This is a genomic window from uncultured Pseudomonas sp., assembly GCF_913774235.1.
Classification (GTDB): Bacteria; Pseudomonadota; Gammaproteobacteria; order Pseudomonadales; family Pseudomonadaceae; genus Chryseomonas.
Map to the genome: position 1 here is coordinate 218,029 of NZ_CAJYDW010000016.1, position 22,228 is coordinate 240,256.

Sequence of the window (22,228 nt, forward strand, 5' to 3'; positions counted from 1 at the left end):
CACTGCCCGGGCTCTCGCGCAAGGCTTTGCTGCACTTTCAAGCGGCTCGGCAGTCACATTTCCTGAATCCGTCCACCTCAGGAGGTTGTCATGGCCCGTAATACCGATTACCAGGCGTCCATCGCCAGCATCGAGAACGAAATCAGCAGCCTGCTCGACTCGCTGGCGTCCCTGAAGAAGAGTGCCGCCCGCGAATCCCGTAGCGGCCTGCATTCCCTCAAGAGCACTGCCCGCGAAGCCCTGCATCACTCGGGTGATTCCCTGGAAGAGGTCTACGACGACGTACGCCGCCTGACCCGCCAGTATGGTCGTGCCGCCACCGGCGTCGCTCGCGAGCATCCCTGGGCTACCGTCGGCATCGCCGCTGGCGTGACCATCCTGGTCGGCTGGGCGCTGCTGCGCGGCGACCACTGATGGCCTGAGCGAAGGCATCCTCCGGGATGCCTTCCGCCTGTCACTTTCAGGCGTCGGCCAGCTCCGCCCTGAGCCAGGCCGCCAAGCGCTCCACCCGCTCATCCGCCAGCCGCCCCGGCGCCCACAGGGCCAACTCCGCGCCGGTCGCCACAAAGCCCCAGGGCGCCACCAGCCGCCCCGCCTTGAGATCCGCCGCCACCAAAGGCTCTGGTGCGATCGCCACCCCTAGCCCCGACAGCGCCGCCTCCAGCAGGTAATAGAGGTGCTCGAAGCCCTGCCCATCATTCAGCGCTGGTGCGTCCAGCCCCTGCAGCGCGAACCATTGCGGCCAGGCCTGGGGCCGCGACAGGGTATGCAGCAGCGGTTCCGCGCGCAGGGCCGAGAGCTGGCCCTCCTTTAGCCGCAGATAAGCCGGGCAGTAGGGACTCAGCACCGGCCCGATGCGCTCGGGGGCCAGGTGATAGGCGCGGACCTCCGCCGGAGGGTCGCTCTCGGTGAACAGCAGGGTGGCGTCCTGGCCGGCAGCGTGCAGCTCGGTATCGTCGGTGCGGGTCGACAGGTGCAGACGCAGCTCGGGCAGGTCGCGATTGAGCCGATCCAGCCGCGGGATGAACCAGCGGGCGACCAGGCTACCCGGGCAACCCAGCACGAAGGGTCCCTGGCGACTGCCAGCCTTGAGTTCCGCGCACAGTTCGCGCAGCCGGGTGAAGGTCTCGGCACTCACGTCGCGCAGTCGCTGGCCAGCCTCGGTCAGGGCCAGCCCCCGTCCTTCGCGGCGGAACAGGGCCACCCCGAGCTGTTCCTCCAGCACACGTATCTGTCGACTCACGGCACCGTGGGTCACGTGCAGCTCGTCACCAGCGCGGCTCATGCCGCCCAGGCGTGCAGTGGCCTCGAAGGCCCGTAGGGCATTCAGAGGGGGGAGGTCACGGGGATCGCTCATCTGTGAGATTTCCTGACGGGTCATCGCGATCTTATCGATTTATCGCCGGCACTCAAGCGGGTAAGGTAGACCTATCTTCGCAGGAGAACCCCATGAATCAGTTCGCTTATCGCCAGGGCCCCGACGCCCAGGGTATGTTCGGCCAGTTCGGTGGCCGCTATGTCGCCGAGACCCTGATGCCGCTGATCCTCGATCTGCAGCGCGAATACGAGACCGCCATGCACGACCCGGCGTTCCTCGAAGAGCTGGCCTACTTCCAGCGTGATTACGTTGGCCGGCCCAATCCGCTGTATTTCGCCGAGCGCCTCACCGAGCACTTCGGTGGCGCCAAGATCTATCTCAAGCGCGAAGAGCTGAACCACACCGGCGCGCACAAGATCAACAACTGCATCGGCCAGATCCTGCTGGCCAAGCGCATGGGCAAGACCCGCATCATCGCCGAGACCGGCGCTGGCATGCATGGCGTGGCCACCGCCACCGTGGCTGCCCGTTTCGGCCTGCCCTGCGTCATCTACATGGGCAGCACCGACATTGATCGCCAGCAGGCCAACGTCTTCCGCATGAAGCTGCTGGGCGCCGAGGTGATTCCGGTCACCGCCGGTACCGGCACCCTCAAGGATGCCATGAACGAGGCCCTGCGCGACTGGGTGACCAATGTCGCCGACACCTTCTACCTGATCGGCACCGTGGCCGGTCCGCACCCCTATCCGGCCATGGTCCGTGACTTCCAGGCAGTGATCGGTCGCGAGACCCGCGCCCAGATCCTGGAGAAGGAAGGGCGCCTCCCCGATAGCCTGATCGCCTGCGTCGGCGGCGGCTCCAACGCCATGGGCCTGTTCCATGAATTCCTCGACGACCCCGAGGTAGCCATCGTCGGCGTCGAAGCCGGTGGTCACGGTGTGGATACCGACAAGCATGCGTCCAGCCTCAACGGTGGCGTGCCCGGGGTGCTGCACGGCAACCGCACCTTCCTCCTGCAGGACGATGACGGCCAGATCATCGACGCCCACTCCATTTCCGCCGGCCTGGACTATCCCGGCATCGGCCCGGAGCACGCCCACCTGCACGACGTGAAGCGGGTGGAGTACGTGCCGATCAACGATGACGAGGCCCTCAAGGCCTTCCACCAGACCTGCCGTCTGGAAGGCATCATCCCGGCGCTGGAATCCGCCCATGCCCTGGCCGAGGCCTACAAGCGCGCTCCGCACCTGCCCAAGGACCACCTCATGGTGATCTGCCTCTCGGGCCGCGGCGACAAGGACATGCAAACCGTGATGAGCCACCTGGGAGACGCGCTATGAGCCGCCTGGAAACCCGTTTCGCCGCGCTGAAGGCCGAGGGCCGCGCGGCCCTGGTCACCTACACCACCGCCGGCGATCCGGATTACGCCACCTCCCTGGCGATCCTCAAGGGCCTGCCGGCCGCGGGTGCCGACGTGATCGAGCTGGGCATGCCCTTTACCGATCCGATGGCCGATGGCCCCGCCATCCAGGCCGCCGCCCTGCGCGCGCTGCACGCCGGCCAGAACCTGGCCAAGACCTTGGAAATGGTGCGTGACTTCCGTCGCGAGGAAGGCGAGACGCCGCTGGTGCTGATGGGCTACTACAACCCCATCCATCGCTATGGCGTGGAGCGCTTCCTGGCCGAGGCCGCAGAAGCTGGCGTCGATGGCCTGATCGTGGTCGACCTGCCGCCGGAGCACGACGCCGAGCTGGCGCTGCCGGCCCAGGCCGCTGGCATCGATTTCATCCGCCTGACCACCCCGACCACCGACGACGCCCGCCTGCCGCGGGTACTCAACACCAGCTCGGGCTTCGTCTACTACGTTTCCGTCGCGGGCGTGACCGGCGCTGGCTCGGCCACCACCGAGCACGTCGAGGCCGCCGTCGCGCGTCTGCGCCGTTTCACCGACCTGCCACTGGCCGTGGGCTTCGGTATCCGGACGCCGGAGCAGGCGCGGGTCATCGCCCGGCTCGCCGATGGCGTAGTGGTGGGCTCGGCGCTGGTGGACCAGATCGCCAAGGCCGATTCCAGCGGCGCTGCCATCGAGGGCGTGCTGGGCCTCTGCCGGCAGTTGTCGGAAAGCGTCCGCACCGCGCGGTGAGTAGCCGCCGCGACGAACAGGACCGCCCAGGCGGTCCTTTTTTCTGCTTGGGAAAAGCTCAAGCTGTGCATAACCCTGTGCACAGTCTGTTCGCCGTCGGCGCAAAACCTTGCTGCAGAAGGCTTTTATCCTCTTCTGGCTTGTTGATCGATTAGCGCGAGAGCGGCGTGCCCGACCCTTGGGTCCCCATTTCGTCCTTGCCTGAGAGGTAAAGGCTGTGGATAAGCCGGGGGCAAGTTGTCGGCAAGTCTTTCCCGACACCTTCCTGGGGTTTTGTACAAAAAATGATCGATTTTTCCGGCCGGGCCTAGGCCGTTCCATCCTCGGTAGCGCGGGTGGTTTTCCCACATCTACTGTGCGCGGGCTTGTGGAAAAGATGTGGGACCTACCGCCGATGCCAGGTCCGCCAAGGCCTGCAGAGAATCGTACAAAAAATGATCAGCGACTTTTTTACGCTTTTCCACAACCCACAATAGAACTGCATAGGGTTGTGGATAGGATGTTCGCTGACGGCTGGAGGCCAGTATCCATGCACCTTGCAGCCTATTGATCAAATTTTGAGCTATATCTGGGGATAACCGCAGGTCAAGGACTTTTTCTTGATGCTGCAAGGAGTTATCCACGCTTGCTCAGTGGCCAGGGGAGCTTTCGCCGCTAAACCGGCTTGTGGATAACTCTGTTGATTTTCTGTTTGGAAGCCTGTGCACGACGAAGAATGACTATCTCAGGGTCACCTGCTGCCGCAGGCCCTCCGCCGGCAGGAAGAAGGCGCATTCCTCGAAGGTGGCCATGCGCATGCGCAAGGGGGGATTGTTGCTGTAGCCGTATTGTTCGGTGGGCATGCCGATGAAGTTGGTGTCCAGTTGCTGGTTGCCGTTGCTGTCGTGGATCACCGAGACGGCATAGCGCCCGGGCGGCAGCTCGAAGCGCTGCTCCTGGGCGCCCGGTTGCGCCGCTACCCGCGCCTGGGCGACCGGCGTCTGGTGTTCCTTCCAGGCGTCTTCGCTGGCGAACACGGCCAGCAGCAGCTGGCCACCGGAGCCATCCACCGTTTCCACCCGCACCTGCAATTCGGCCGCCTGCAGCAGACCGCTCAGGCAGAGACCAGACACCAGCAACAGAGACTTCATAGGCTTTCCTTCAGGAGGGAGAGGACGTCAGCCGCAGCAGGTCGGCCGGTCGTTCGAAGAAGAGATCCGGCGCCTGGGCGCGCAGCGTCGCCGGGCAACCATAGCCCCAGGCGACGGCCGCACAGGCGAGACCGGCGCGGCGCGCGGCCTCGAGGTCGCGCAACTCATCGCCGACATAGAGTGAATGGCGCGCGGCGATCCCTTGCCGCCGGAGCAGGCGGGTCAGGCGCCGGGCCTTGCCGAGCAGGGGGATATCGTATTCGCCATCGCTGAACAACCGGATCGCCGCGGGCAACACCTGGTGCACGCTGGCGGCGGAATTGGAGGTCGCCAGGCCCAGGCGCACACCGGCAGCGCTCAGGCGTTCGAGGGCCGCCGGGATCTCGGCGAAGGGCGCGACGGCGCCGTCGCGCTGGGCCAGCAGGCGCCGATAGTGGCGCGCGATGCGGGGTACCTTCCACCAGGGTATGCCCAGGCTGTCCAGCAGATCGGGGAGGGCGGCGGCGCGTAGCCGGGGCAATTCGTCCGCGGCCGGTTCGCGAAAGCCGTGGCGGCGTGCCAGCACGCCCAGGCAACTGAGCAGGAAGGGCAGGCTGTCCGCCAGGGTGCCGTCGAAGTCGAAGATGACGTAGCGGTAGCTCATGCGAGGAGGACGCAGCTGGCGAAGGCGCCAGCGTAGCGGGCGCCTGGGGCTTTTGCCACCGCGTCGACGGCAGGGACGGGCGTCCCTGCCGGGTAGGTCACACGCGGAAGCGGCGAATCTGGCCGTTGAGCTCCACCGCCAGCTCGGAGAGCTGCTGGCTGGCGGCGCGGGTCTGTTCGGCACCGGCCGCGGTCTGCACCGAAAGGTCGCGGATGCGCACGAGGTTGCGGTCCACTTCACGGGCCACTTGAGCCTGTTCCTCAGCGGCGCTGGCGATTACCAGGTTGCGCTCGTCGATGCCCGATACCGACTGGGCGATGGCGGCCAGGGCGGCGTTGGCGGATTGCGCCTGCTCGCGGGTCTGGCGCGCCTGGTCGGCGCTGGTCAGCAGCGCATCAACGGTCTGGCCGGTGCCCTGCTGGATGCTGCCGATCATGCCTTCGATCTCGCGGGTGGATTCGCCAGTGCGATGGGCCAGGGCCCGTACCTCGTCGGCGACCACGGCGAAGCCCCGACCGGCATCGCCGGCCCGGGCGGCTTCAATGGCGGCATTGAGCGCCAGCAGGTTGGTCTGCTCGGCAACCGAACGGATCACGTCCAGCACCTGGCTGATGTTGCGGGTCTGCTCGGCCAGTTGGCGGGCCTGATCGCTGGCACCCAGTACGTTCTCGGTCAGCACCTCGATAGCGCCCAGGGTATCGCCCAGCTGACGCTGGCCCTGGCGAGCGGTATCGGCGGCCTGGCGCGATTCGGAGGAGGTGGAGGTGGCGTTGCCGGCCACCTCGTCCACCGCCTGGCTCATCTCGGTGACGGCGGTGGCCGCCATCTCGATCTCACTGTTCTGCTGCTGCAGGCCGGTGGCGCTCTCCTGCATCACCGCGGTCATCTCCTCGGCGGCCGAGGCCAGCTGCACGGCGGAGTGGCCCAGATGCGCCAGGGTATCGCGCAGGTTGGTCTGCATCTGCTGCATGGCCTGCAGCAGCTGGGCGGCTTCGTCGTGACCGCGGGTATCCAGGGTCTGGGTCAGGTCGCCGCTGGCGATGGTCTTGGCGGCGGCGACGGCCTCGGCGATGGGTCGGGTCATGCTCAGGGTCAGGCGCCAGGCCAGCAACACGGTCAAGCCCAGGGCCAGGGCGATGACGGTCCAGGTAATGGATTGCGCCTGGCCATAGGTGGCGCTGGACTGCTTGGCCGCCGCCTGGATGTCGGCCTGGTTGACCTTGCGCAGGGCTTCGGTGCGCTCGTTCATCTGGGTGCCGAGCTGGGCCATGTTGGACTGGATCAGGCTGCGCGCCTCGTCCAGCTTGCCAGCGTTGATGAGGTCGGCGAGCTGGCCGATGTAGCGCACGTAGTCGCGATGGATCTGGCGCAGGGCGTCGAAGGCCTGGCGCTCGCCATCGGTGCTGACCAATTGCTGATAACGACCGAAACCGGCTTCGACCTCGGCGCTCAGGCCGTCGATCTTCTTACGGGTTGCGGCGACCGTCGCCGCATCGGGAATGGCCAGCAGCCGCAGCACCTCGACCCGGGTACGGGCCAGTTGCAGCGCCAGGTTGTCGGCCTCGACGATGCTCGGCACGTTGTTGGTCTCGATCGCGAGACCCTGATCGCGGATCTGCGACAGTTGCAGCAGCCCGAACAGCCCCAGGCTGGCGACGAGCACGGCGAGGAGGCCGAAGCAGAGCAGACTGCGGATGGCGATGGAGAAGGATCGGAAAGTCACGGCGGCAGCCCCAAGTAGAAGTGAGGCCTCCTTTAACGGCTATCGTCCGCGTGACTTGACGGTCACCTGTCGCAAAATCTCATCGTGACTGCTCATTGGCGGCGCCAGCCGCCCTTGAGAAGGAGTCAGAACTGGAAGCGCTGCACCTGGCCACTGAGGGTCGCGGCCAGATCCGCCAGTTGCTGGCTGGCACCGCGGGTCTGCTCGGCACCGGCCGCGGTCTGTACCGACAGATCGCGGATGCGCACCAGGTTGCTGTCCACCTCGCGGGCCACCTGGGCCTGTTGCTCGGCGGCGCTGGCGATCAGCAGGTTGCGTTCGTCGATACCGGACACCGCCCCGGCGATGGCGGCCAGACCGGCATTGGCCGCCTGGGCCTGTTCACGGGTCTGGCGCGCCTGGTCGGCACTGGTCAACAGGGCATCGACGGTCTGGCCGGTGCCCTGCTGGATATTGCTGATCATCCTTTCGATCTCGCTGGTCGAGTCCCCGGTGCGCTTGGCAAGGGCGCGGACCTCGTCGGCCACCACGGCGAAGCCGCGGCCCGCCTCGCCGGCCCGGGCCGCTTCGATGGCGGCATTGAGCGCCAGCAGGTTGGTCTGTTCGGCGACCGAGCGGATGACATCCAGCACCTGGCTGATGTCGCGGGTCTGGGTTTCCAGCTCACGGGCCTGGACGCTGGCGCCGAGGACCTGCTCGGTGAGCGCCTCGATGGCACCCAGGGTCTTGCCCAACTGGTGTTGCCCCTGGCGTGCGGTGTCGGCGGCCTGGCGCGATTCGGTGGAGGCGGAACCGGCATTGCCCGCGACATCCTCGACCGCCTGGCTCATCTCGGTCACGGCAGTGGCAGCCTGTTCGATCTCGTTGTTCTGCTGCTGCAGGCCGGTGGCGCTCTCCTGCATCACCGCGGTCATTTCCTCGGCGGCCGACGCGAGCTGGTTGGCCGAATCGCCGATATTCCCGAGGGTCTCGCGCAACTGGTTCTGCATCTGTTGCATGGCTTGCAGCAACTGAGCCGCCTCGTCGTGGCCATTGCTTTCCAGCGGCTGGGTCAGGTCGCCAGTGGCGATGGTGCGTGCCGCCGCCACTGCCTGGGCGATAGGACCGGCGATGCTGCGGGTCAGGCGCCAGGCGAGCAGGGCGGTGAGGGCCAGGGACAGCAGGATCGCCAGCAAGGTCACGGTAGCGGAGCGCGCATAGGTAGCATCGGCGGTGGCACTGGCCGTACGGATATCCTCCTGGACGGCTTTGCGCAGGGTTTCGAAGCCGGCATTCATCTGGGTGCCCAGCTGCGTCATGCTCTGCTGGACTAGCTGACGCGCCTCGGCGAGCTGTCCGGCGCTGACCAGGGTGGCCAACTGCTGCACACCCTGCATGTATTGCCGCTGCACCTGGCGCAGCTCGTTCAGCGCCTGACGGCTCTGAGGCGACAGCACTCCTTGCTGATAGTGGTCGAAGAGGGCTTGGGCCTGAGTATTCAGCTCGTCGAGTTTCTTGCGGGTGCTGGTCAGGGTTTCAGCGTCGGGCATGGCCAGCAGACGCAGGGTCTCGATGCGGGTTCTGGCCAACAGCAGACTCAAATCGTTGGCTTCGATGAGCGTGGGGATATAGCGCTGCTCCACCTGGTGCCCCAGCTGACGGACCTGGGCCAACTGGTACCAGCCGAACAGGCCGAGGGCAGCGACGAGCACCGCGAGGATGCCAAAACACAGCAGATTGCGGACAGCGATGGAGAGCGAGCGGAGAGTCATGACGGCCTGCAGAGACAGATTCAAAATGCGAACAGGGTCACAACTTTAGGTGAAGCTTTAGCGAAAAGGCTTTAGGAGGGGGTGCGTCAAAAAATCGCACCCTTTAAAAGACAGTTTATTGACAGATGCCCTGGAGTCATTGTGACTCCAGGGCAGACGCAGGAAACGTCGTCGTCAGTCGCCGCTTACCTGGCGCAGATGCGCGGCCGGTGCCTCTTCACCGAGGTTGGCGAGCAGCCGCTCGCTGTACCAGTCGATGAAATTGATCACGCCGAATTCGTAAGTCTTTGAGTAAGGGCCGGGTTGGTAGGCCTTGGAGTTGATGCCGCGCTGATTCTCCTCGGCCAGGCGCCGATCCTGGTCGTTGGTGGCATCCCAGACCTTGCGCAGGTTGTTCGGGTCGTAGTCGACCCCTTCCACGGCATCCTTGTGCACCAGCCACTTGGTGGTCACCACGGTCTCGGTCGGACCCAGCGGCCAGACGGTGAAGACGATCATGTGATCGCCCATGCAGTGGTTCCAGGAGTGCGGCAGGTGCAGGATGCGCATGGAGCCCAGGTCCGGGTCCTTGATGCGGCCCATGAGCTTCTTGCAGCCCGGCTTGCCGTCCATGGTCATGGACACGGTGCCGGCGAGCAGCGGCATGCGCACGATACGGTTGCGCAGACCGAAGCTGGCGTGGGCGTAGGGGATGTTGTCGGCGTCCCAACGGGTGGTGCAGGCGGCGACCTGGTCCTTGAACGCCTGGGAGGCGCGCGGGTCGGTGACGTCGTCCCATTCCAGCAGGGTGTTCAGCAACTCGGGGTGGGAGCCGCTGCAGTGGTAGCACTCGCGGTTGTTTTCCAGCACCAGCTTCCAGTTGGCCTGCTCGACCAGGTCGGTGCGCACCGCGACCTTGGCGTTCTCCATGTCGTACGGCTCCATGTAGTGCTCGAGCGTACGCAGGAAGTCGTCGATGGCGGGCGGTTCGTCGGCCAGGGAGATGAAGATGTAGCCGCCGGCGGTCTTGACGTGGACCGGCTTGAGGTTGAAGTCGGCCATGTTGAAATCGGCGCCCATCTCGGTGCCGGCGAACAGCAGGCGGCCATCCAGCTCGTAGGTCCACTGGTGGTAGGGACAGACCAGCTTGGCGACCTTGCCCTTGTCGCTGACGCAGAGGCGCGAACCGCGGTGGCGGCAGACGTTGTGGAAGGCGTGGACCTTGCCCTCGGCCCCGCGGACCACCAGGATGGGGTTGTCGCCCAGCTGCAGGGTGATGAAGTTGCCCTTGGTGGGGATCTCGCAGGTCATACCGGCGATCAGCCATTCCTTGCCGAAGATCTCCTGCATGTCGATCTGGAACAGGCGCTCGTCGTTGTAGAACGGCTGGGGCAGGGAGTAGGTGCGCTCGCGGGTGCGCAGCATCTCGGCCGTGGCCTTGCGGGCCGGATCGAGAGGGTCGCCCAAACTCAAGGTGCTGACGTCCATCGTACATCCTCGTGGCCACCGCGGCGGGTGGCGAAAGTGGTTGGTCACGGTATTGCAAGGCTATTGGCCGACGGGGCAGGGCCGCCGAATGACCCTAGGTTTCGCCCGTCGCGCGCTGTTTCAGATTCGGCTTGGGGCGGAGTGTGGGGCCGGAGCCGGGAGGGGGCCTTGCTCATGGGCGACATGGCCGACGCTGTTCACGACGCCCCAGCCCTCGTCATTGCTGGGCCGGTCGCCATCGGCATGTGGATGTCGCGATTGGGAAAGTGACGGTCGTGGGGCCCTCACAGAATCGCCGCCAATAGCCCCAGTGGCAGTCGAGGTGCGCCATGAATACCTTCATCAACCCTGTTACCACCCAGACCTGGACCAATGGCCGCCACCCCGTGCGCTGCGTCAAGGTGATCCAGGAAACCTGGGACGTGCGCACCTTCTGCTTCACCGCGGAAATCCCGCTGATGTACTTCTTCAAGCCCGGGCAGTTCGTGACTCTGGAACTGGAGATCAACGGCCAGCAGGTGATGCGCTCCTACACCATCTCCAGCTCGCCCTCGGTGCCCTACAGCTTCTCCATCACCGTCAAGCGCGTGCCGGGTGGCCAGGTGTCCAACTGGCTGCACGACAACATGAAGGTCGGCGACACCCTGGCCGTGCATGGCCCGGTGGGCCTGTTCAACGCCATCGACTTCCCGGCCGACAAGGTGCTCTATCTCTCCGGCGGCGTCGGTATCACCCCGGTGATGTCCATGGCGCGCTGGTTCTATGACACCAACGCCAACGTCGACATGGTCTTCGTGCACAGCGCCCGCACCCCGCGCGACATCATCTACCGGCACGAGCTGGAGCACATGGCGTCGCGGATCGACAACTTCGTGCTCAATATGGTGTGCGAGCGCACCGAGCACGGCGAATCCTGGGCCGGGTTCCGTGGCTACTTCGACCGCCGCATGCTGGAGCTGATGGCGCCCGACTTCCGCGAGCGCGAGATCTTCTGTTGTGGCCCCACGCCCTACATGAACGCGGTCAAGGCGATGCTCCGCGAGCTGGGCTTCGACATGGCCCGCTACCACGAGGAGTCCTTCGGCGCGACGCCACCGGAAGCCAAGGTCGAGGCGGCGGAACAGGCCGAGGCGGCGGCGGATCTGCCACCGATTCCGCTGGAAGCCCAGTGCCTGATTTCCTTCACCGAGAGCGGCAAGAGCGTCAACATCGGCCCCGGCGAGACCATCCACGGCGCCGCCGCCAAGCTCGGCCTGCACATCCCCAAGGCCTGCGGCATGGGTATCTGCGGCACCTGCAAGGTACTCAAGAAGAGCGGCGAGGTGGTCATGGACCACAACGGCGGCATCACCGAGGAAGACGAAGCCGAAGGCTACATCCTGTCCTGCTGCAGCATCCCGCAGGGGGACGTGCAGATCGAGTTCTGAGGCCGTGATGCCGCTCGACTCATCGCGGCCATGGGCCGCTCCTACAGTGGTTCGATGTCCTGTAGGAGCGGCCCATGGCCGCGATCCAGTCGCGTAGCCGTAGCCTGGAAAACCGCGTCAGCGTTTTCCAGGAACTGCGCCTAGCTCCAGCTACCTGGACGGCATCCGATAGACGTCCACCCGGACTTCGTTCTCCCCCGGATAGCGGCACTGGGCGATGAACGTCTCCCGCGCCAGCCAGCCCAGCGGCCCGCCGCCCACCTCGAATTCCGGCGTGCCGTGGCAGCGGTAGTCGGCTTCCGGTAACGGCCAGTGGCCTTCGTCCATCCGCTGGCGTCCCGCTGGCGTCACGTTCAGCCAGCCGCGGTTGCGCACGTTGATCAGCACGCCCCCGGTGGTCCTCAGGCTATAGCGGGCGTCCAGCCGGCCCAGGCCATCGGCGCACTCCAGAAAGCGATCCTCGCCACCGGGCAGCACCTCCCCCTCGGCGATCAGGTGGTTTTGCTCGAACACCATGAAACAACCGCCGAGGATCGGATAGTTGATGCGGACCCCGGCGCTACCCGGGAGGCGACCGAGTAGCTGGCCGTCGCCAATGCGCACCAGCAGGGTCAGGCAGGGGGCCAGGCTCAGGCTGGGGGCGGCACTCAGCCGGGTAAGGATCTCACTGGCCATTGCGGATGGTCGTCCAGACGCGGGTTCTCAGACGATCCAGCGCCAGATCCGCCGGGGTCTGCATGAACAGCTCGGCGCGTCGCGCTTGCGGGACGAAGATGTTCGGATCGCTGCGCAGGCGGGCGTCGATCAACGGCTGCGCCGGCAGGTTGGGGTTGGGGTACTCCAGGGTGTTGCTGATCCGGGCGATGACCTCGGGGCGCAGCAGGAAGTCGATGAAGGCATGGGCTTCGCTGGGATGGCGCACGCCCTGGGGAATGGCGATGACATCCGCCCACTGCAGGGTGCCACCCCGGGGCAGGCTCATGGCGATGTCGATGCCCTTGCCGGCAGCCTTGGCCATGTTTCGCGCCTGGGTGAAGGCACCGGACCAGCCCACCGCCACGCAGATGTCGCCGTTGGCCAGATCGAAGGGAAACTTGGAGGAGCTGAAGTACAGGATGGAAGGACGGATGCTCAGCATCAGTGCCTGGGCCTTGGCGTAGTCCTCACGCTTGTCGCTGTTGGGCGGCAGGCCCAGGTAGTGCAGGGCGATGGGCAGGATCTCTTCCGGGGCATCGAGGAAGGCGACGCCGCATTGCTTGAGCTTGGCGATGTTTTCCGGTTTGAAGATGAAGTCCCAGCTGTCGAATTGCACCTCGGGCCCGAAGATCTCGTGGATCTTGGCGACGTTGTAGCCGATCAGGGTGGTACCCCAGAGATAGGGCACCGCATAGCGATTGTCGGGATCGTTCACCGCCAGCCTGTTCATGAAGGCCGGATCGAGGTTCTTCCAGTTCGGCAACTGCGCCCGGTCCAGCGGCTCCAGGGCCTTGGCCTTGATCAGCTTGCCCAGCTGGCTGCCGGAAGGGAAGACCACGTCGTAGCCGGAGTTACCGGTGAGCAACTTGGATTCCATGGTCTGGACGTTGTCGAAGACATCGTACTGGACATGGATGCCGGTCTGCTGCTCGAAGTCCTTGATGACGTCCTTGGGCAGGTATTCGATCCAGTTGTAGACCCGCACCTCGCGTTGTTCGGCCAGAGCCGGATCGAGGCGGAGCAGGGTGCAGAGCAGCAGCAACAGCAGCGAGAGATGACGCATACGGCCTCCGAGGGAGTGCAGGAGCGACTCAGAATTTGTAGGTGACGTAGGCTTCCAAGGCATTGAAACGCTCGTCGCCCAGCACCTCGCGCGCCGCCTGCTTGGCCTGGACCCAGTTATAGGCGACGGCGGCATAGATCGACGGCGTAGGCGTCCACTCCACGTACAGGGCGGTTTCGTCGGCGAAGCGACGATCGCTGACCGGCTGACCCTGGAAGTTCTTCTGGTCCAGACTGAAGGCGTGGAACAACGTCCCCACCGCCCAGCTCTCGTTGAGCCGCGTCTTGAGGTGCAGGCTATGGACGTTCTCGTTGTTGTTGAACAGCAGGTAGTTGCCCACCACATCGCCGATCAGCCAGGTGCCCCAGTCGGTATAGCCCTTGGTCAGCGGATCCCAGCCGGCCAGGCGCGTATCGCTGGGATCCGGATCGCCGGAAAAGTGTGCATAGCGATAGCTGAGTTGCGGCTGCAGTGGCAGGTCCTTGAATTGATACTGGGCCTGGGCGTACCAGGCATCGCCAGCATAGGTCAGGCCATTGCCGGAGCCGCGTTGCCAGGCGTATTCGCCGCTGAGGGCGAGCTCCGGTATGCCGGGTAGCGAAGCGTTGAGCCAGCGCAGGTTGTAGACCCGCATGCCATCGCGAGGGATCGCGTTGCGGGCGTCGGCGCTGACGCCGAAGGCCATGGCGCCGAGCACACCGTAGCCGCTGTCGTAGTCGAGGTTGCCGCCACTCAGCCGATAGTCGCCGCCCAGGGAGTCTGCCGCTCCCAGGGTGAAGCCTTGAGCTTTCCAGCTGCCATGGCTCCAACTCAGCACGCCGGCGCGGTCGAAGGCGGTACGAGGGGCAAGCCAATAGGCGCCGTCGCGGCCCAGATCGGCGCGGCCATCCTGGACGATGAAGCCGCTACCCACCAGGTAGTTCTGGCGCCCTACGGTGAGGCGCCAGTCCCCCAACTGAGCGCCGACGAAGGATTCTTCGAGATGCACGCGCTGGTCGCCGCTGCGGGTGAAGCCGGCCGGATCACCGTCGCCCCGGGTAGCGGCCCCGACGGCCGAAATGCCGGCCACCCAGCGCAGGTCTTCGTTCACCTGATAGCCGAGATTGAGTCCCGGCTTGAGGTAGAACTCCTGCCAGTCCAGGCGCGTGGCGCCGGTGCCGGGCTGACCCGCGCCGAACATGGCGCCGCGCGCCTGGATGGCGGCGGCCCCGGCGGTAAGGGAGGGGGTGACTTCGAGGCCGCCGTATTGATAGGTCTCGCCGGCAACGGCAAGGGATTGCCCGCCCAAAGGCAGGATCAACGCGAGGGCACTGTATCTCTTCTTCATGTATCGCTCCTGTCGTTTGCTTTTTTTGTCGCAGGGCAGTTGAAGCGCCAGTGGGCGCCAAGCCACCGGACCTGGGGTTCGGCGGAAATAGTTCTTAGTTTTTAATCAGCGAAGTGCTCGCCCAGGCTGCGCAGCAGGCGCACCGTGTCGAGGTCTGCCTCGGTATGGGCACGAGGTAGGGAAGACTGCTTGACCACCACCAGGCGTGCCGCCGGATCGACATAGAGGTACTGGCCATGGATGCCGCCGGCCATCAGCGCCGGGCGGCCGTCACGGAACACGTACCACTGGCTGCGATAGGAGGCGCCGGGGGGCCAGGCGGAGAAGTCGCGATCTTGGGCATAGAGTGCCGCGTCGCCGCCGGCGGCGATGGCGTCGATCACCGCCGGGTCGAGCAGGGGGCGGCCATCGGGCAGGGAGCCGCGATGGGCGAGCAGTTGGCCGAAGCGGCCCATGTCCTGCAGGGTCGCGGCGAAACCGGCGCCGGCCACTGCCCGCCCCCAGGGATCGGCGACGAAGAAGCCATCGCGGCGACAGCCGAGCTGCCGCCAGAGGTCTTCCAGCAGGGCCGCGCAGGAGCGCCCACCGGCGCGCTCCAGGGTCCAGGCCAGCACCTCGGTGCAGGCGGTGACGTAGTGGAAGGTGGCCCCGTGTTCGCCGCGCTTCTGCAGGCTGGGCAGGTATTCGTAGAGCGAAGCGTGCTGCGCCTGCCCGGGGGGCGCCGGCTCGAAGCCGCAGGCATAGCCATAGCGCGAACTGGCGGAATCCGGATCGTCGTAGACCTCGTCGTAGGCGATGCCCACCGTCATGTCCAGCAACTGCCGGACGCTGGCATCCGCGAAGGCGCTGCCGGCCAGCTCCGGGACGAGGTCGCCGGCCAGGGCTTCGGCCGACAGTACCCCTTGGCGCAGGGCCTGTTCCGCCAGCGTGCCGATCATGGACTTGGTGACCGAGAACATGACGTGACGGCTGTCCGGCGTCTGGCCGTTGAAATACCGTTCGCAGAGGACCTGATCGTCCTTGAGCACCAGAAAGCCGTCGGTATAGCTGTTTTGCAGATGCTGCGCCAGCTCGACAGCGTCACCCTGGGCGCCCTGGAAACGGTAATCCGCCAGTCGATCAGGGCCTGCCACCCAGGCTGCCCTGGTGCCCCAGCCGGCGCGCACGGCCAGGGTCGGACGCAACTGGTCGAGATGCTGCAGGCTCCAGCAGTTGAATGGGGGACGCAGCCAGTTGCTCCAGAGCACCCGCTGCGGTGGCGGCGGTGGAAAACCCTGCATCAGCAGCGGCGTGGCGGAGGCTTGGCGAGGCGCGTCCATAGGGCTTCTCCTTGCGTGGACGAAGCAAATTTGTCTCGCTTTAATTTTTTAGTCAATAAAATATTTATCCGAGAAAGATTTTTACGTCCGGCCTAGAATGGAGGCTCCAGATCGCGGGTCGGACCATGTCTCAGTTACGCCAGCAACAGAAAGCCAGACGTCGCCAGCAGATCAGCGACGCCGCGCTGCAGCTGTTCTTCGACCAGGGTTTCCAGGAAACCACCATCGAGCAGATCGCCCGCGAGGCGCAGGTCTCGCCGCCGACGGTGTTCAACTATTTCGGCTCCAAGCAGGAGATCCTGCTGGAGTTGCTGGTCCAGGCCGATGGCCGCGCCCTGCAGGAGAGTCGTGAGCGCCTGGCGAGCTACGCCGATCCACTGGACGCCCTGTGCGATCTGGAAGGCCGGCTGGTGGGGTACGCGCTCGACGCCATGCCGCCCGAGTTGTGGCGGCAGTTGCTGCCGGCGGTGCTGCGCGGCGGCGACGAGGGCGTGGCGGCCAAGTACCAGGTGCTAAACAGACGCCTGCAGCGGGAGATCGCCTTGATCCTGCGCGAGCTGCAACGACTGGGCAAGCTGCGCCAGGATCTGGACATCGAACTGGCGGCCTTCCTGCTCAACGACTATTCCCACCTGCAGTTGCTGCGCCTGGTCAACCAGACGCCGCTGGACCTGGCCGCCCACCGTGAACAGGTGCGCCGTACCAGTCGGTTGATCCTGGAAGGCATGCTGCCCAGAACCTAGCTCAGGCGCAGCGGCAAGCTCAGGGTGATGACCACCTCGCCGTCGCCATTGGCGAAGCGCGCCTCGCCGCCGAAGCTTTCGCTGAGCGCCTTGACGATGGGCAGGCCCAGGCCCCAGCCGCGCTTGTCGCTGCGGGTGGAGATGAAGTAGGGCGTGGCCAGGTTGGCCAGGACCTCGGCGGGGAATTGCCCGCGGTTGCGCAGTTCCATTATCACGCCGCCTTCGGCCAGGGTCTGCCGCACCTGAATCGGGGTGCCGGCTTCGCCGTGCTTGGCGGCGTTGAGCACCAGGTTGTCGAAGATGCGCAGGAAGGCGTATCTATCCCAGCGCACTTCCAGCTCCGGGGTGTCCAGGCGCAGGTCGAGCGAGTTGGCGAACTGGAGGCGCAGATTGGCTGCGGCATCCGTCAGCAGGGGCCCGAGCAGCAGCGATTCGCCGCTCAGCCGTACCCCGCCGCCCAGGCTCATGTGGGTGATGTCGAGTACGTCGGTGATCATCTGGTTCATGCGCTGCAGGTTGTCGTGCAGGGTCTGCAGCAGGTCGTCGGTGCGCCGCGACGGGTTGCGCTGCATGAGGTTGACCACCATGGTGGCGGCGGTGAGCGGCGAGCGCAGATCGTGGTTGAGCGATCTCATGAAGCGTTCGAGCATCACCTTCTCCGCCTGCAGGTTCTCGCTGCGGGCGATGGCCGAATTGCGCTGCTGCTCCATGTGCCCGACCTGGGAGCTGGCCTTGAGCAGGGCGGCGACGGTGGCCAGTACCTCGTCCGGATTGATCGGGTGGGTGAGATAGGCCTGGGCACCGGTATTGAAGCCGCGCGCCTTGTCCTGGCCGGAGACGAAGGTGGCCGAAATGTTGATGATGGCCGGCAGGCGACCGCGACCACGCTGGCGCTCGATGGCCTGGATCAGCTCGAAGCCGGTCATGTCCGGCAGGTTGACGTCGATGATCACCAGGTGCACGTCGTCGTCGATCATTGCCAGGCCGGCCGTGCCGCTGGCGGCTTCGCAGACCTGGTAGCGCGCCTGGCTTTCCAGGATCTTGCGCAGCACGTAGCGATTGGCCTCGGTGTCGTCGATGATGACGATCCGCTGCGCGGCGCTATTCATGGCTCAGACTCCGCGCCAGGGCATACACCTCCGCGAGCAGGCGCTCGGCATGGTCGGGCTGGTGCTTGGACAGGATGGCGTGGCAACTCTCCTGCAACCGCGCGCGCCGGGCGTCATCCAGCGGCTGGGCGGTGTTGATCAGCACCCGGCGGTGCATGCTCCAGTCCATGCTGGCGAGCAGGTCCTCGCCGTTGATGTCGGGCAGATCGAGGTCGAGGATGATGATATCGGGCCGCACCGCGTTGAGGCGGTCCAGGCTGCTGCGGGCGCTGTCGGCTTCCAGCAGCACCGGGTTGGCGACCTCCAGGGTGCGCCGGACCAGGTAGCGATCGCCTTCGTTGTCCTCGATCACCAGCACCGTGAGACCGCTCAGGTCGAGCGGCTCCGCGGCGGTGCCGGCGGTCAGGTAGCGGCGCGGCAGGCGCAGGATGAAGCGGCTGCCGCGGCTGACCTCGCTGTCCAGCGACAGCTCGCCCCTGAGCAGCACCGCCAGGCGCTGGGCCAGGGGCAGGCCGAGTCCGGTGCCCTCGATGTGGGTCAGGTGCGGCGAGCGGATGCGCTCGAACTCCTCGAAGATCTTCTGCCGGTCCGCGGCGGCGATGCCCACGCCGCTGTCTTCCACCAGGAATTCCAGGTGGTCGTCGTCGGGCTGGAATACCTGGATGCGCACTCGGCCCTGGGGGGTGTACTTGAAGGCGTTGGAGATCAGGTTGCGGAGGATCTGGAACAGCCGCGTCTCGTCGGTCTCCAGCGTGACGGCGTCCGGTGCCGGCACGATCTCGCAGCTGACCTGCGGATAACGCGGCGCCAGGGCTGCGGCGAACTGGGCCAGGCGCTCCATGAAGTCACCCAGCAGGAAGGGCTGGGGCACGATGGTCAGGCGCCCGGATTGCACCTCGGCCAGAGCGAGCAGTTCGCTGACCAGGTTGGCCAGCTCCAGCGCCGCGTCGCTGATGAAGCGCACCTGGCGCTGCTGTTCGGCGTTGAGGTCGCCGTCCACCCCGCTGGCGAGCAACTTGGCCACGTTCTCGATGATGTTGATCGGCGTGCGGAATTCGTGGGTCATGTTGGAGAAGAAGCGCGCCTTGGCCTCGCTCGCCTCCTTGAGTTCCTGGGTCGCCTTCTCCAGTTCGGAGTAGAGCGCCACCACCCCCTGGTTGGTGTTCTCCAGCTCCTTGTTGGTGGCCTCCAGCTCCGATTGCTTGAATTGCAGCTCGGTGTTGGTCACCAGCAATTCCTCGCTCTGCAGGCGAATCTGCTGGTAGGGATCGGGCGCCGGTGCGCCCTGCAGTTCGCTGATCAGGGCGGCGAGGGTGGCCGAGTCGGGCGCCGGGCGCGGCGCCTGGTACTTGCAGGCGGTGATCTGGGTGCCGGCGGGGGAGGTGTGCAGGTCGAAGTCGTCGAACAGCCGCTGGGCACCGCGCAGGCCGATGCCCATGCCGGTCGCGGAGCGATAGCTGCCGTCGCGAATGGCCTCGATCGCGGCGATGCCCGGACCCTGGTCGAGGGCGCGAATCTGCAGACCACGCAGCAGTTGGCCCTCGCCAGGCAGCAGGGCGAATTCGAAGCGACCGTGGCCGGCGTACTGGTGGATGTTGCGGGCCAGTTCGGAGACGGCGGTGGCCAGGCGGATCTGCTCCAGTGGCGGCCAGTCCAGGGCCGCGGCGAGCCGCTTGGCCGCCTGGCGGCAATGCACCACGTCCTGCTCGCTACGCAGCGTGAGGGTCAGCAGGGGCGGGGCATCAGACATGCTTGAGTACCAGAACGGTGGCATCGTCGGCGGGACGACGGAAATCGCGGTGCAGCAGGGCGGCGATCAGCGCCGGATGACGTCCGCCCAGGCCCGAGTGCTCGCCCAGGCTGACCTTGGACGTCAGGCCATCGGAGTTCATCACCAGCAGGGTGCCGGGCGTCCAGGGGTAGGTGAAGGTCTGGATGCGGCCGATGCGATAGCCCAGGGTGCCGTTGTTGGACACCAGGCTGCGCGCACCGTTGCCGAACAGGCGCCCGGCAATGTTGCCGATGCCACAGAAGCTCACCTGGCCCTGGTCGGCATCCAGCTCGGCCAGGGCCAGGGCGGCGCCGCGGGTTTCCATCAGCGCCTGGTGCAGATTCTCCATCAACTGCTGCAACGGCAGATGAGCAGCCTGGCGCAGGAACAGCTCGCGGGCGCGACGACTGGCCGCCGCGGCCTGCTGGCCGTGGCCGAGGCCGTCGCACACCAGCAGGCGCCGCCCGCTCACCGCCCAGGTGTCGCCACAGACCTGCTCCTCGGGGTGCGGGGTACAGAGGGCGCCGAGGTGCAGGCGGCTATTCGGAGCGCCAGCCAAATGGAAGCGCGCCAGCACCACGGTGCCCTGGCCCGGACGCGAATGGATGTCGAAGACGTCGGACTGCCGGCGGATGGCGCCTAGTCCGGCGCCCAGGGTGGCCGCCGTGCTGTAGCTATCGGTCAGGCAGCGGGCGACGTCCTGCATGCCCGGGCCGCGGTCCACCGCCAGCACATCGAGCACGCCGGCGTCGCCCAGGGTGGCGCACAGCTCGCCATGGCCGGCATGGCGGACCAGGTTGTAGCCCAGCTCCTGGGCGACGATGGTCAGGCGGCCGAGCAGGGTTTCGTCCTGGGTGACGCTGCCGGCCAGGCGTACCAGGGCGCGCCGGGCGGCATCCACGTGCACCGCGGTACTCACCGGCAGGACCAGGCTACATGGCTGGCCGCTCAGCGCCATTTCCACAGTTCCACGGTGGTGCCCTGGCCGGGCTGGCTTTCGATGCGGAAGTCGTCCACCAGCCGGCGCGAGCCGGACAGCCCCAGCCCCAGGCCCTTGCCCGAGGTGTAGCCGTCGACCATGGCGCGGTCCAGGTCGGCGATACCCGGACCGTTGTCGCGAATCACCAGGCGGATCGCCGGCTTGCCGGCCCGCACCGTCTCCTCGATCAGGCATTCGCCGCCCAGGCCATAGACCAGACCGTTACGGGCGATCTCGCTGGCTGCGGTGACGATCTTGGTCTGGGAGATCAGGCCCAGGCGAAGGGCTTCGGCGACCTTGCGCACCTGCTGACGGATCAGCACGATGTCAGTCTCCTGGCGCAGTGGCAGCGTCTGCATCTTCGCCATCCTCTGACTCTCCCGGCAATTCGTCCGCGGCCACCATGGCCTCGAGTCGGCGCATGCCCTTTTCCATGTTCAGCGCCGTGGCGATGCCCTCCAGCGACAGCCCCAGCTCCACCAGGGTGATGGCCACCGCCGGCTGCATGCCGACCACGATGACCTTGGCATCGAGGATGCGCGAGACCTGGGCGATGTGGGACAGCATCCGGCCAATGAAGGAATCGACGATCTCCAGCGCCGAGATGTCGATGAGCACGCCCTTGGCCTTGTGGCGGACGATCTGCTCGGTCAGGTCTTCCTGCAGGTCCAGCGCCAACTGGTCGTGCATGTCCACCTGGATGCTCAGCAGCAGGAAGGGGCCGAGCTTGAGGATCGGGATCCGGTCGATCATGTCTGGTCCTCAGCCCTTGGCCGGCGCGGCCAGGCGTACGCCCTGCTGACGCAGCGCCAGGCGGAAGGCGTCGGCCAGGGAAGCCTTGGTGATGACGTCGCCGAGGTCCACGCCGAGGTGGACGATGGTGGCGGCGATCTGCGGGCGGATGCCGCTGATGATGCACTGGGCGCCCATCAGCCGTGCGGCGGTCACCGTCTTGAGCAGGTGCTGGGCGACCATGGTGTCCACCGTGGGCACGCCGGTGATGTCGATGATGGCGATGTCCGACTCGGTCTGGACGATCTTCTCCAGCAGCGACTCCATCACCACCTGGGTGCGATTGCTGTCCAGGGCGCCGATCAGCGGGATGGCGAGAATGCCGTCCCACAGTTCCACCACCGGGGTGGACAGCTCCAGCAGGCTCTCCTGCTGCTCGCGGATCACCGTCTCGCGACCGCCCACGTAGCTCTCGATGCTGTAGAGGCCGAGGGCGTCGATCAGCCGGGTGGCGGCCCACATCTCGGCGAGGGGATCGTCGCATTCGTTCTGGATCAGGGTGAACAGCGGCTCCTTCAGCGAGAAGACGAAGGTGGCGGTCTGCGAGGGGGTGAGGCCTGCGCGGCTCTGGTCGAAGGAGAAGCGCTCCAGCAGGGCGCGCACCGGTTGCCAATGGGGTTCGCGCAGGTCGCCGATGCCCTGGGCGCTGGCCACGGTGATGCGCCGCAGCAATTCGGCGGAATTGGCCAGGATGGTGGTTTCGTCGAGCAGGTCGACGCGCATGCCGGCGGCGCGCTGGGCCCCGATCCAGGCGTCGAGCAGGGAGCGCTCATGGGTGCGCAGCAGCTCGACCAAAGCGGTACTGTACATGGGAGTTCCTAGGGAGA

At 66.1% G+C, this 22,228-nt stretch carries 21 protein-coding genes; 5 read left to right on the forward strand and 16 right to left on the reverse strand.

From position 1 onward, the window contains the following. Positions 1-90: 90 nt before the first annotated feature. The gene (locus tag QZ471_RS16190; RefSeq protein WP_059228573.1) at positions 91-414 is read left to right on the forward strand and encodes a DUF883 family protein; all 324 of its coding nucleotides are present in this window, start codon (positions 91-93) and stop codon (positions 412-414) included. 46 nt (positions 415-460) lie between these two features. On the opposite strand, the gene QZ471_RS16195 is transcribed toward QZ471_RS16190, so the two are convergent. Beyond that, positions 461-1,357, reverse strand: coding sequence for a LysR family transcriptional regulator (locus QZ471_RS16195; RefSeq protein WP_295465622.1), 897 nt, complete (start codon positions 1,355-1,357; stop codon positions 461-463). 92 nt (positions 1,358-1,449) lie between these two features. Between QZ471_RS16195 and trpB the strand changes: the two genes are divergently transcribed. Both trpB and trpA read left to right on the forward strand, forming a co-directional pair. Beyond that, the gene (gene trpB / locus QZ471_RS16200) at positions 1,450-2,658 is read left to right on the forward strand and encodes a tryptophan synthase subunit beta (protein ID WP_295465624.1); all 1,209 of its coding nucleotides are present in this window, start codon (positions 1,450-1,452) and stop codon (positions 2,656-2,658) included. Then, positions 2,655-3,461: a tryptophan synthase subunit alpha gene (gene trpA / locus QZ471_RS16205; protein WP_295465626.1), complete on the forward strand. Its 807-nt coding sequence runs from the start codon at positions 2,655-2,657 to the stop codon at positions 3,459-3,461. Before trpB ends, trpA begins: the two co-directional genes overlap by 4 nt. 719 nt (positions 3,462-4,180) lie before the next feature. On the opposite strand, the gene QZ471_RS16210 is transcribed toward trpA, so the two are convergent. The 5 genes from QZ471_RS16210 to gbcA form a co-directional block, all read right to left on the reverse strand. Further along, positions 4,181-4,591, reverse strand: coding sequence for a DUF2141 domain-containing protein (locus tag QZ471_RS16210; RefSeq protein WP_295465628.1), 411 nt, complete (start codon positions 4,589-4,591; stop codon positions 4,181-4,183). A gap of 10 nt (positions 4,592-4,601) precedes the next feature. Continuing rightward, on the reverse strand, positions 4,602-5,234 hold the full coding sequence (locus tag QZ471_RS16215; RefSeq protein ID WP_295465630.1) for an HAD-IA family hydrolase: 633 nt from the start codon (positions 5,232-5,234) through the stop codon (positions 4,602-4,604). Positions 5,235-5,331: 97 nt separating this feature from the next. Beyond that, positions 5,332-6,957 (reverse strand): methyl-accepting chemotaxis protein, encoded by a 1,626-nt coding sequence (locus QZ471_RS16220; protein ID WP_295465632.1) that lies wholly within the window; start codon positions 6,955-6,957, stop codon positions 5,332-5,334. A 125-nt stretch (positions 6,958-7,082) separates the two neighbouring features. Beyond that, positions 7,083-8,708 (reverse strand): methyl-accepting chemotaxis protein, encoded by a 1,626-nt coding sequence (locus tag QZ471_RS16225; protein WP_295465634.1) that lies wholly within the window; start codon positions 8,706-8,708, stop codon positions 7,083-7,085. A gap of 174 nt (positions 8,709-8,882) precedes the next feature. Then, a complete protein-coding gene (gbcA, locus tag QZ471_RS16230; protein WP_295465636.1) occupies positions 8,883-10,175 on the reverse strand; it encodes a glycine-betaine demethylase subunit GbcA in 1,293 nt (430 codons plus the stop codon). Between the two features lie 329 nt (positions 10,176-10,504). Here gbcA and QZ471_RS16235 point away from each other — a divergent pair, with 329 nt between their 5' ends. Then, positions 10,505-11,602 carry a hybrid-cluster NAD(P)-dependent oxidoreductase gene (locus tag QZ471_RS16235; RefSeq protein WP_295465638.1) on the forward strand — a complete coding sequence of 366 codons (1,098 nt, stop codon included), beginning with the start codon at positions 10,505-10,507 and terminating at the stop codon, positions 11,600-11,602. 150 nt (positions 11,603-11,752) lie between these two features. Here QZ471_RS16235 and QZ471_RS16240 read toward each other — a convergent pair whose 3' ends face one another. From QZ471_RS16240 to QZ471_RS16255, 4 genes are all read right to left on the reverse strand, one after another. Next, positions 11,753-12,277, reverse strand: a complete 525-nt coding sequence (locus tag QZ471_RS16240; RefSeq protein ID WP_295465640.1) for a DUF3237 domain-containing protein — start codon at positions 12,275-12,277, stop codon at positions 11,753-11,755. Then, positions 12,267-13,361, reverse strand: coding sequence for a polyamine ABC transporter substrate-binding protein (locus QZ471_RS16245; protein WP_295465641.1), 1,095 nt, complete (start codon positions 13,359-13,361; stop codon positions 12,267-12,269). Before QZ471_RS16245 ends, QZ471_RS16240 begins: the two co-directional genes overlap by 11 nt. 28 nt (positions 13,362-13,389) lie before the next feature. Continuing rightward, positions 13,390-14,688: an alginate export family protein gene (locus QZ471_RS16250; RefSeq protein WP_295465642.1), complete on the reverse strand. Its 1,299-nt coding sequence runs from the start codon at positions 14,686-14,688 to the stop codon at positions 13,390-13,392. 101 nt (positions 14,689-14,789) lie between these two features. Further along, positions 14,790-16,007, reverse strand: coding sequence for a serine hydrolase domain-containing protein (locus tag QZ471_RS16255; protein ID WP_295465644.1), 1,218 nt, complete (start codon positions 16,005-16,007; stop codon positions 14,790-14,792). A 125-nt stretch (positions 16,008-16,132) separates the two neighbouring features. Here QZ471_RS16255 and QZ471_RS16260 point away from each other — a divergent pair, with 125 nt between their 5' ends. Beyond that, positions 16,133-16,750 (forward strand): TetR/AcrR family transcriptional regulator, encoded by a 618-nt coding sequence (locus tag QZ471_RS16260; protein WP_295465646.1) that lies wholly within the window; start codon positions 16,133-16,135, stop codon positions 16,748-16,750. Here QZ471_RS16260 and QZ471_RS16265 read toward each other — a convergent pair. Genes QZ471_RS16265 through QZ471_RS16290 form a run of 6 tightly spaced genes read right to left on the reverse strand, consistent with a single transcriptional unit; the run spans position 16,747 to position 22,211 of the window. Then, complete coding sequence (locus tag QZ471_RS16265) at positions 16,747-17,859, reverse strand: hybrid sensor histidine kinase/response regulator (RefSeq protein ID WP_295465648.1); 1,113 nt, start codon at positions 17,857-17,859, stop codon at positions 16,747-16,749. The genes QZ471_RS16260 and QZ471_RS16265 overlap by 4 nt on opposite strands. Then, entirely contained in the window at positions 17,852-19,609 is a 1,758-nt protein-coding gene (locus tag QZ471_RS16270; protein WP_295465650.1) for an ATP-binding protein, read from the reverse strand. Before QZ471_RS16270 ends, QZ471_RS16265 begins: the two co-directional genes overlap by 8 nt. Beyond that, complete coding sequence (locus QZ471_RS16275; protein ID WP_295465652.1) at positions 19,602-20,588, reverse strand: SpoIIE family protein phosphatase; 987 nt, start codon at positions 20,586-20,588, stop codon at positions 19,602-19,604. Before QZ471_RS16275 ends, QZ471_RS16270 begins: the two co-directional genes overlap by 8 nt. Then, positions 20,579-20,977, reverse strand: a complete 399-nt coding sequence (locus tag QZ471_RS16280) for an ATP-binding protein (RefSeq protein ID WP_295465654.1) — start codon at positions 20,975-20,977, stop codon at positions 20,579-20,581. Before QZ471_RS16280 ends, QZ471_RS16275 begins: the two co-directional genes overlap by 10 nt. Continuing rightward, positions 20,937-21,359: an STAS domain-containing protein gene (locus tag QZ471_RS16285; RefSeq protein ID WP_295465960.1), complete on the reverse strand. Its 423-nt coding sequence runs from the start codon at positions 21,357-21,359 to the stop codon at positions 20,937-20,939. Before QZ471_RS16285 ends, QZ471_RS16280 begins: the two co-directional genes overlap by 41 nt. Positions 21,360-21,371: 12 nt before the next feature. Beyond that, positions 21,372-22,211: an STAS domain-containing protein gene (locus QZ471_RS16290; protein ID WP_295465656.1), complete on the reverse strand. Its 840-nt coding sequence runs from the start codon at positions 22,209-22,211 to the stop codon at positions 21,372-21,374. Positions 22,212-22,228 lie beyond the last annotated feature (17 nt).

What these genes read in the sequence shown, in the direction of transcription:
- QZ471_RS16190 (WP_059228573.1), top strand. Translation starts at nt 91, where the DNA reads ATGGCCCGTAATACCGATTACCAGGCGTCCATCGCCAGCATCGAGAAC.
- QZ471_RS16195 (WP_295465622.1), bottom strand. Translation starts at nt 1,357, where the DNA reads ATGAGCGATCCCCGTGACCTCCCCCCTCTGAATGCCCTACGGGCCTTC.
- trpB (WP_295465624.1), top strand. Translation starts at nt 1,450, where the DNA reads ATGAATCAGTTCGCTTATCGCCAGGGCCCCGACGCCCAGGGTATGTTC.
- trpA (WP_295465626.1), top strand. Translation starts at nt 2,655, where the DNA reads ATGAGCCGCCTGGAAACCCGTTTCGCCGCGCTGAAGGCCGAGGGCCGC.
- QZ471_RS16210 (WP_295465628.1), bottom strand. Translation starts at nt 4,591, where the DNA reads ATGAAGTCTCTGTTGCTGGTGTCTGGTCTCTGCCTGAGCGGTCTGCTG.
- QZ471_RS16215 (WP_295465630.1), bottom strand. Translation starts at nt 5,234, where the DNA reads ATGAGCTACCGCTACGTCATCTTCGACTTCGACGGCACCCTGGCGGAC.
- QZ471_RS16225 (WP_295465634.1), bottom strand. Translation starts at nt 8,708, where the DNA reads ATGACTCTCCGCTCGCTCTCCATCGCTGTCCGCAATCTGCTGTGTTTT.
- gbcA (WP_295465636.1), bottom strand. Translation starts at nt 10,175, where the DNA reads ATGGACGTCAGCACCTTGAGTTTGGGCGACCCTCTCGATCCGGCCCGC.
- QZ471_RS16235 (WP_295465638.1), top strand. Translation starts at nt 10,505, where the DNA reads ATGAATACCTTCATCAACCCTGTTACCACCCAGACCTGGACCAATGGC.
- QZ471_RS16240 (WP_295465640.1), bottom strand. Translation starts at nt 12,277, where the DNA reads ATGGCCAGTGAGATCCTTACCCGGCTGAGTGCCGCCCCCAGCCTGAGC.
- QZ471_RS16245 (WP_295465641.1), bottom strand. Translation starts at nt 13,361, where the DNA reads ATGCGTCATCTCTCGCTGCTGTTGCTGCTGCTCTGCACCCTGCTCCGC.
- QZ471_RS16250 (WP_295465642.1), bottom strand. Translation starts at nt 14,688, where the DNA reads ATGAAGAAGAGATACAGTGCCCTCGCGTTGATCCTGCCTTTGGGCGGG.
- QZ471_RS16255 (WP_295465644.1), bottom strand. Translation starts at nt 16,007, where the DNA reads ATGGACGCGCCTCGCCAAGCCTCCGCCACGCCGCTGCTGATGCAGGGT.
- QZ471_RS16260 (WP_295465646.1), top strand. Translation starts at nt 16,133, where the DNA reads ATGTCTCAGTTACGCCAGCAACAGAAAGCCAGACGTCGCCAGCAGATC.
- QZ471_RS16265 (WP_295465648.1), bottom strand. Translation starts at nt 17,859, where the DNA reads ATGAATAGCGCCGCGCAGCGGATCGTCATCATCGACGACACCGAGGCC.
- QZ471_RS16270 (WP_295465650.1), bottom strand. Translation starts at nt 19,609, where the DNA reads ATGTCTGATGCCCCGCCCCTGCTGACCCTCACGCTGCGTAGCGAGCAG.
- QZ471_RS16275 (WP_295465652.1), bottom strand. Translation starts at nt 20,588, where the DNA reads ATGGCGCTGAGCGGCCAGCCATGTAGCCTGGTCCTGCCGGTGAGTACC.
- QZ471_RS16280 (WP_295465654.1), bottom strand. Translation starts at nt 20,977, where the DNA reads ATGGCGAAGATGCAGACGCTGCCACTGCGCCAGGAGACTGACATCGTG.
- QZ471_RS16290 (WP_295465656.1), bottom strand. Translation starts at nt 22,211, where the DNA reads ATGTACAGTACCGCTTTGGTCGAGCTGCTGCGCACCCATGAGCGCTCC.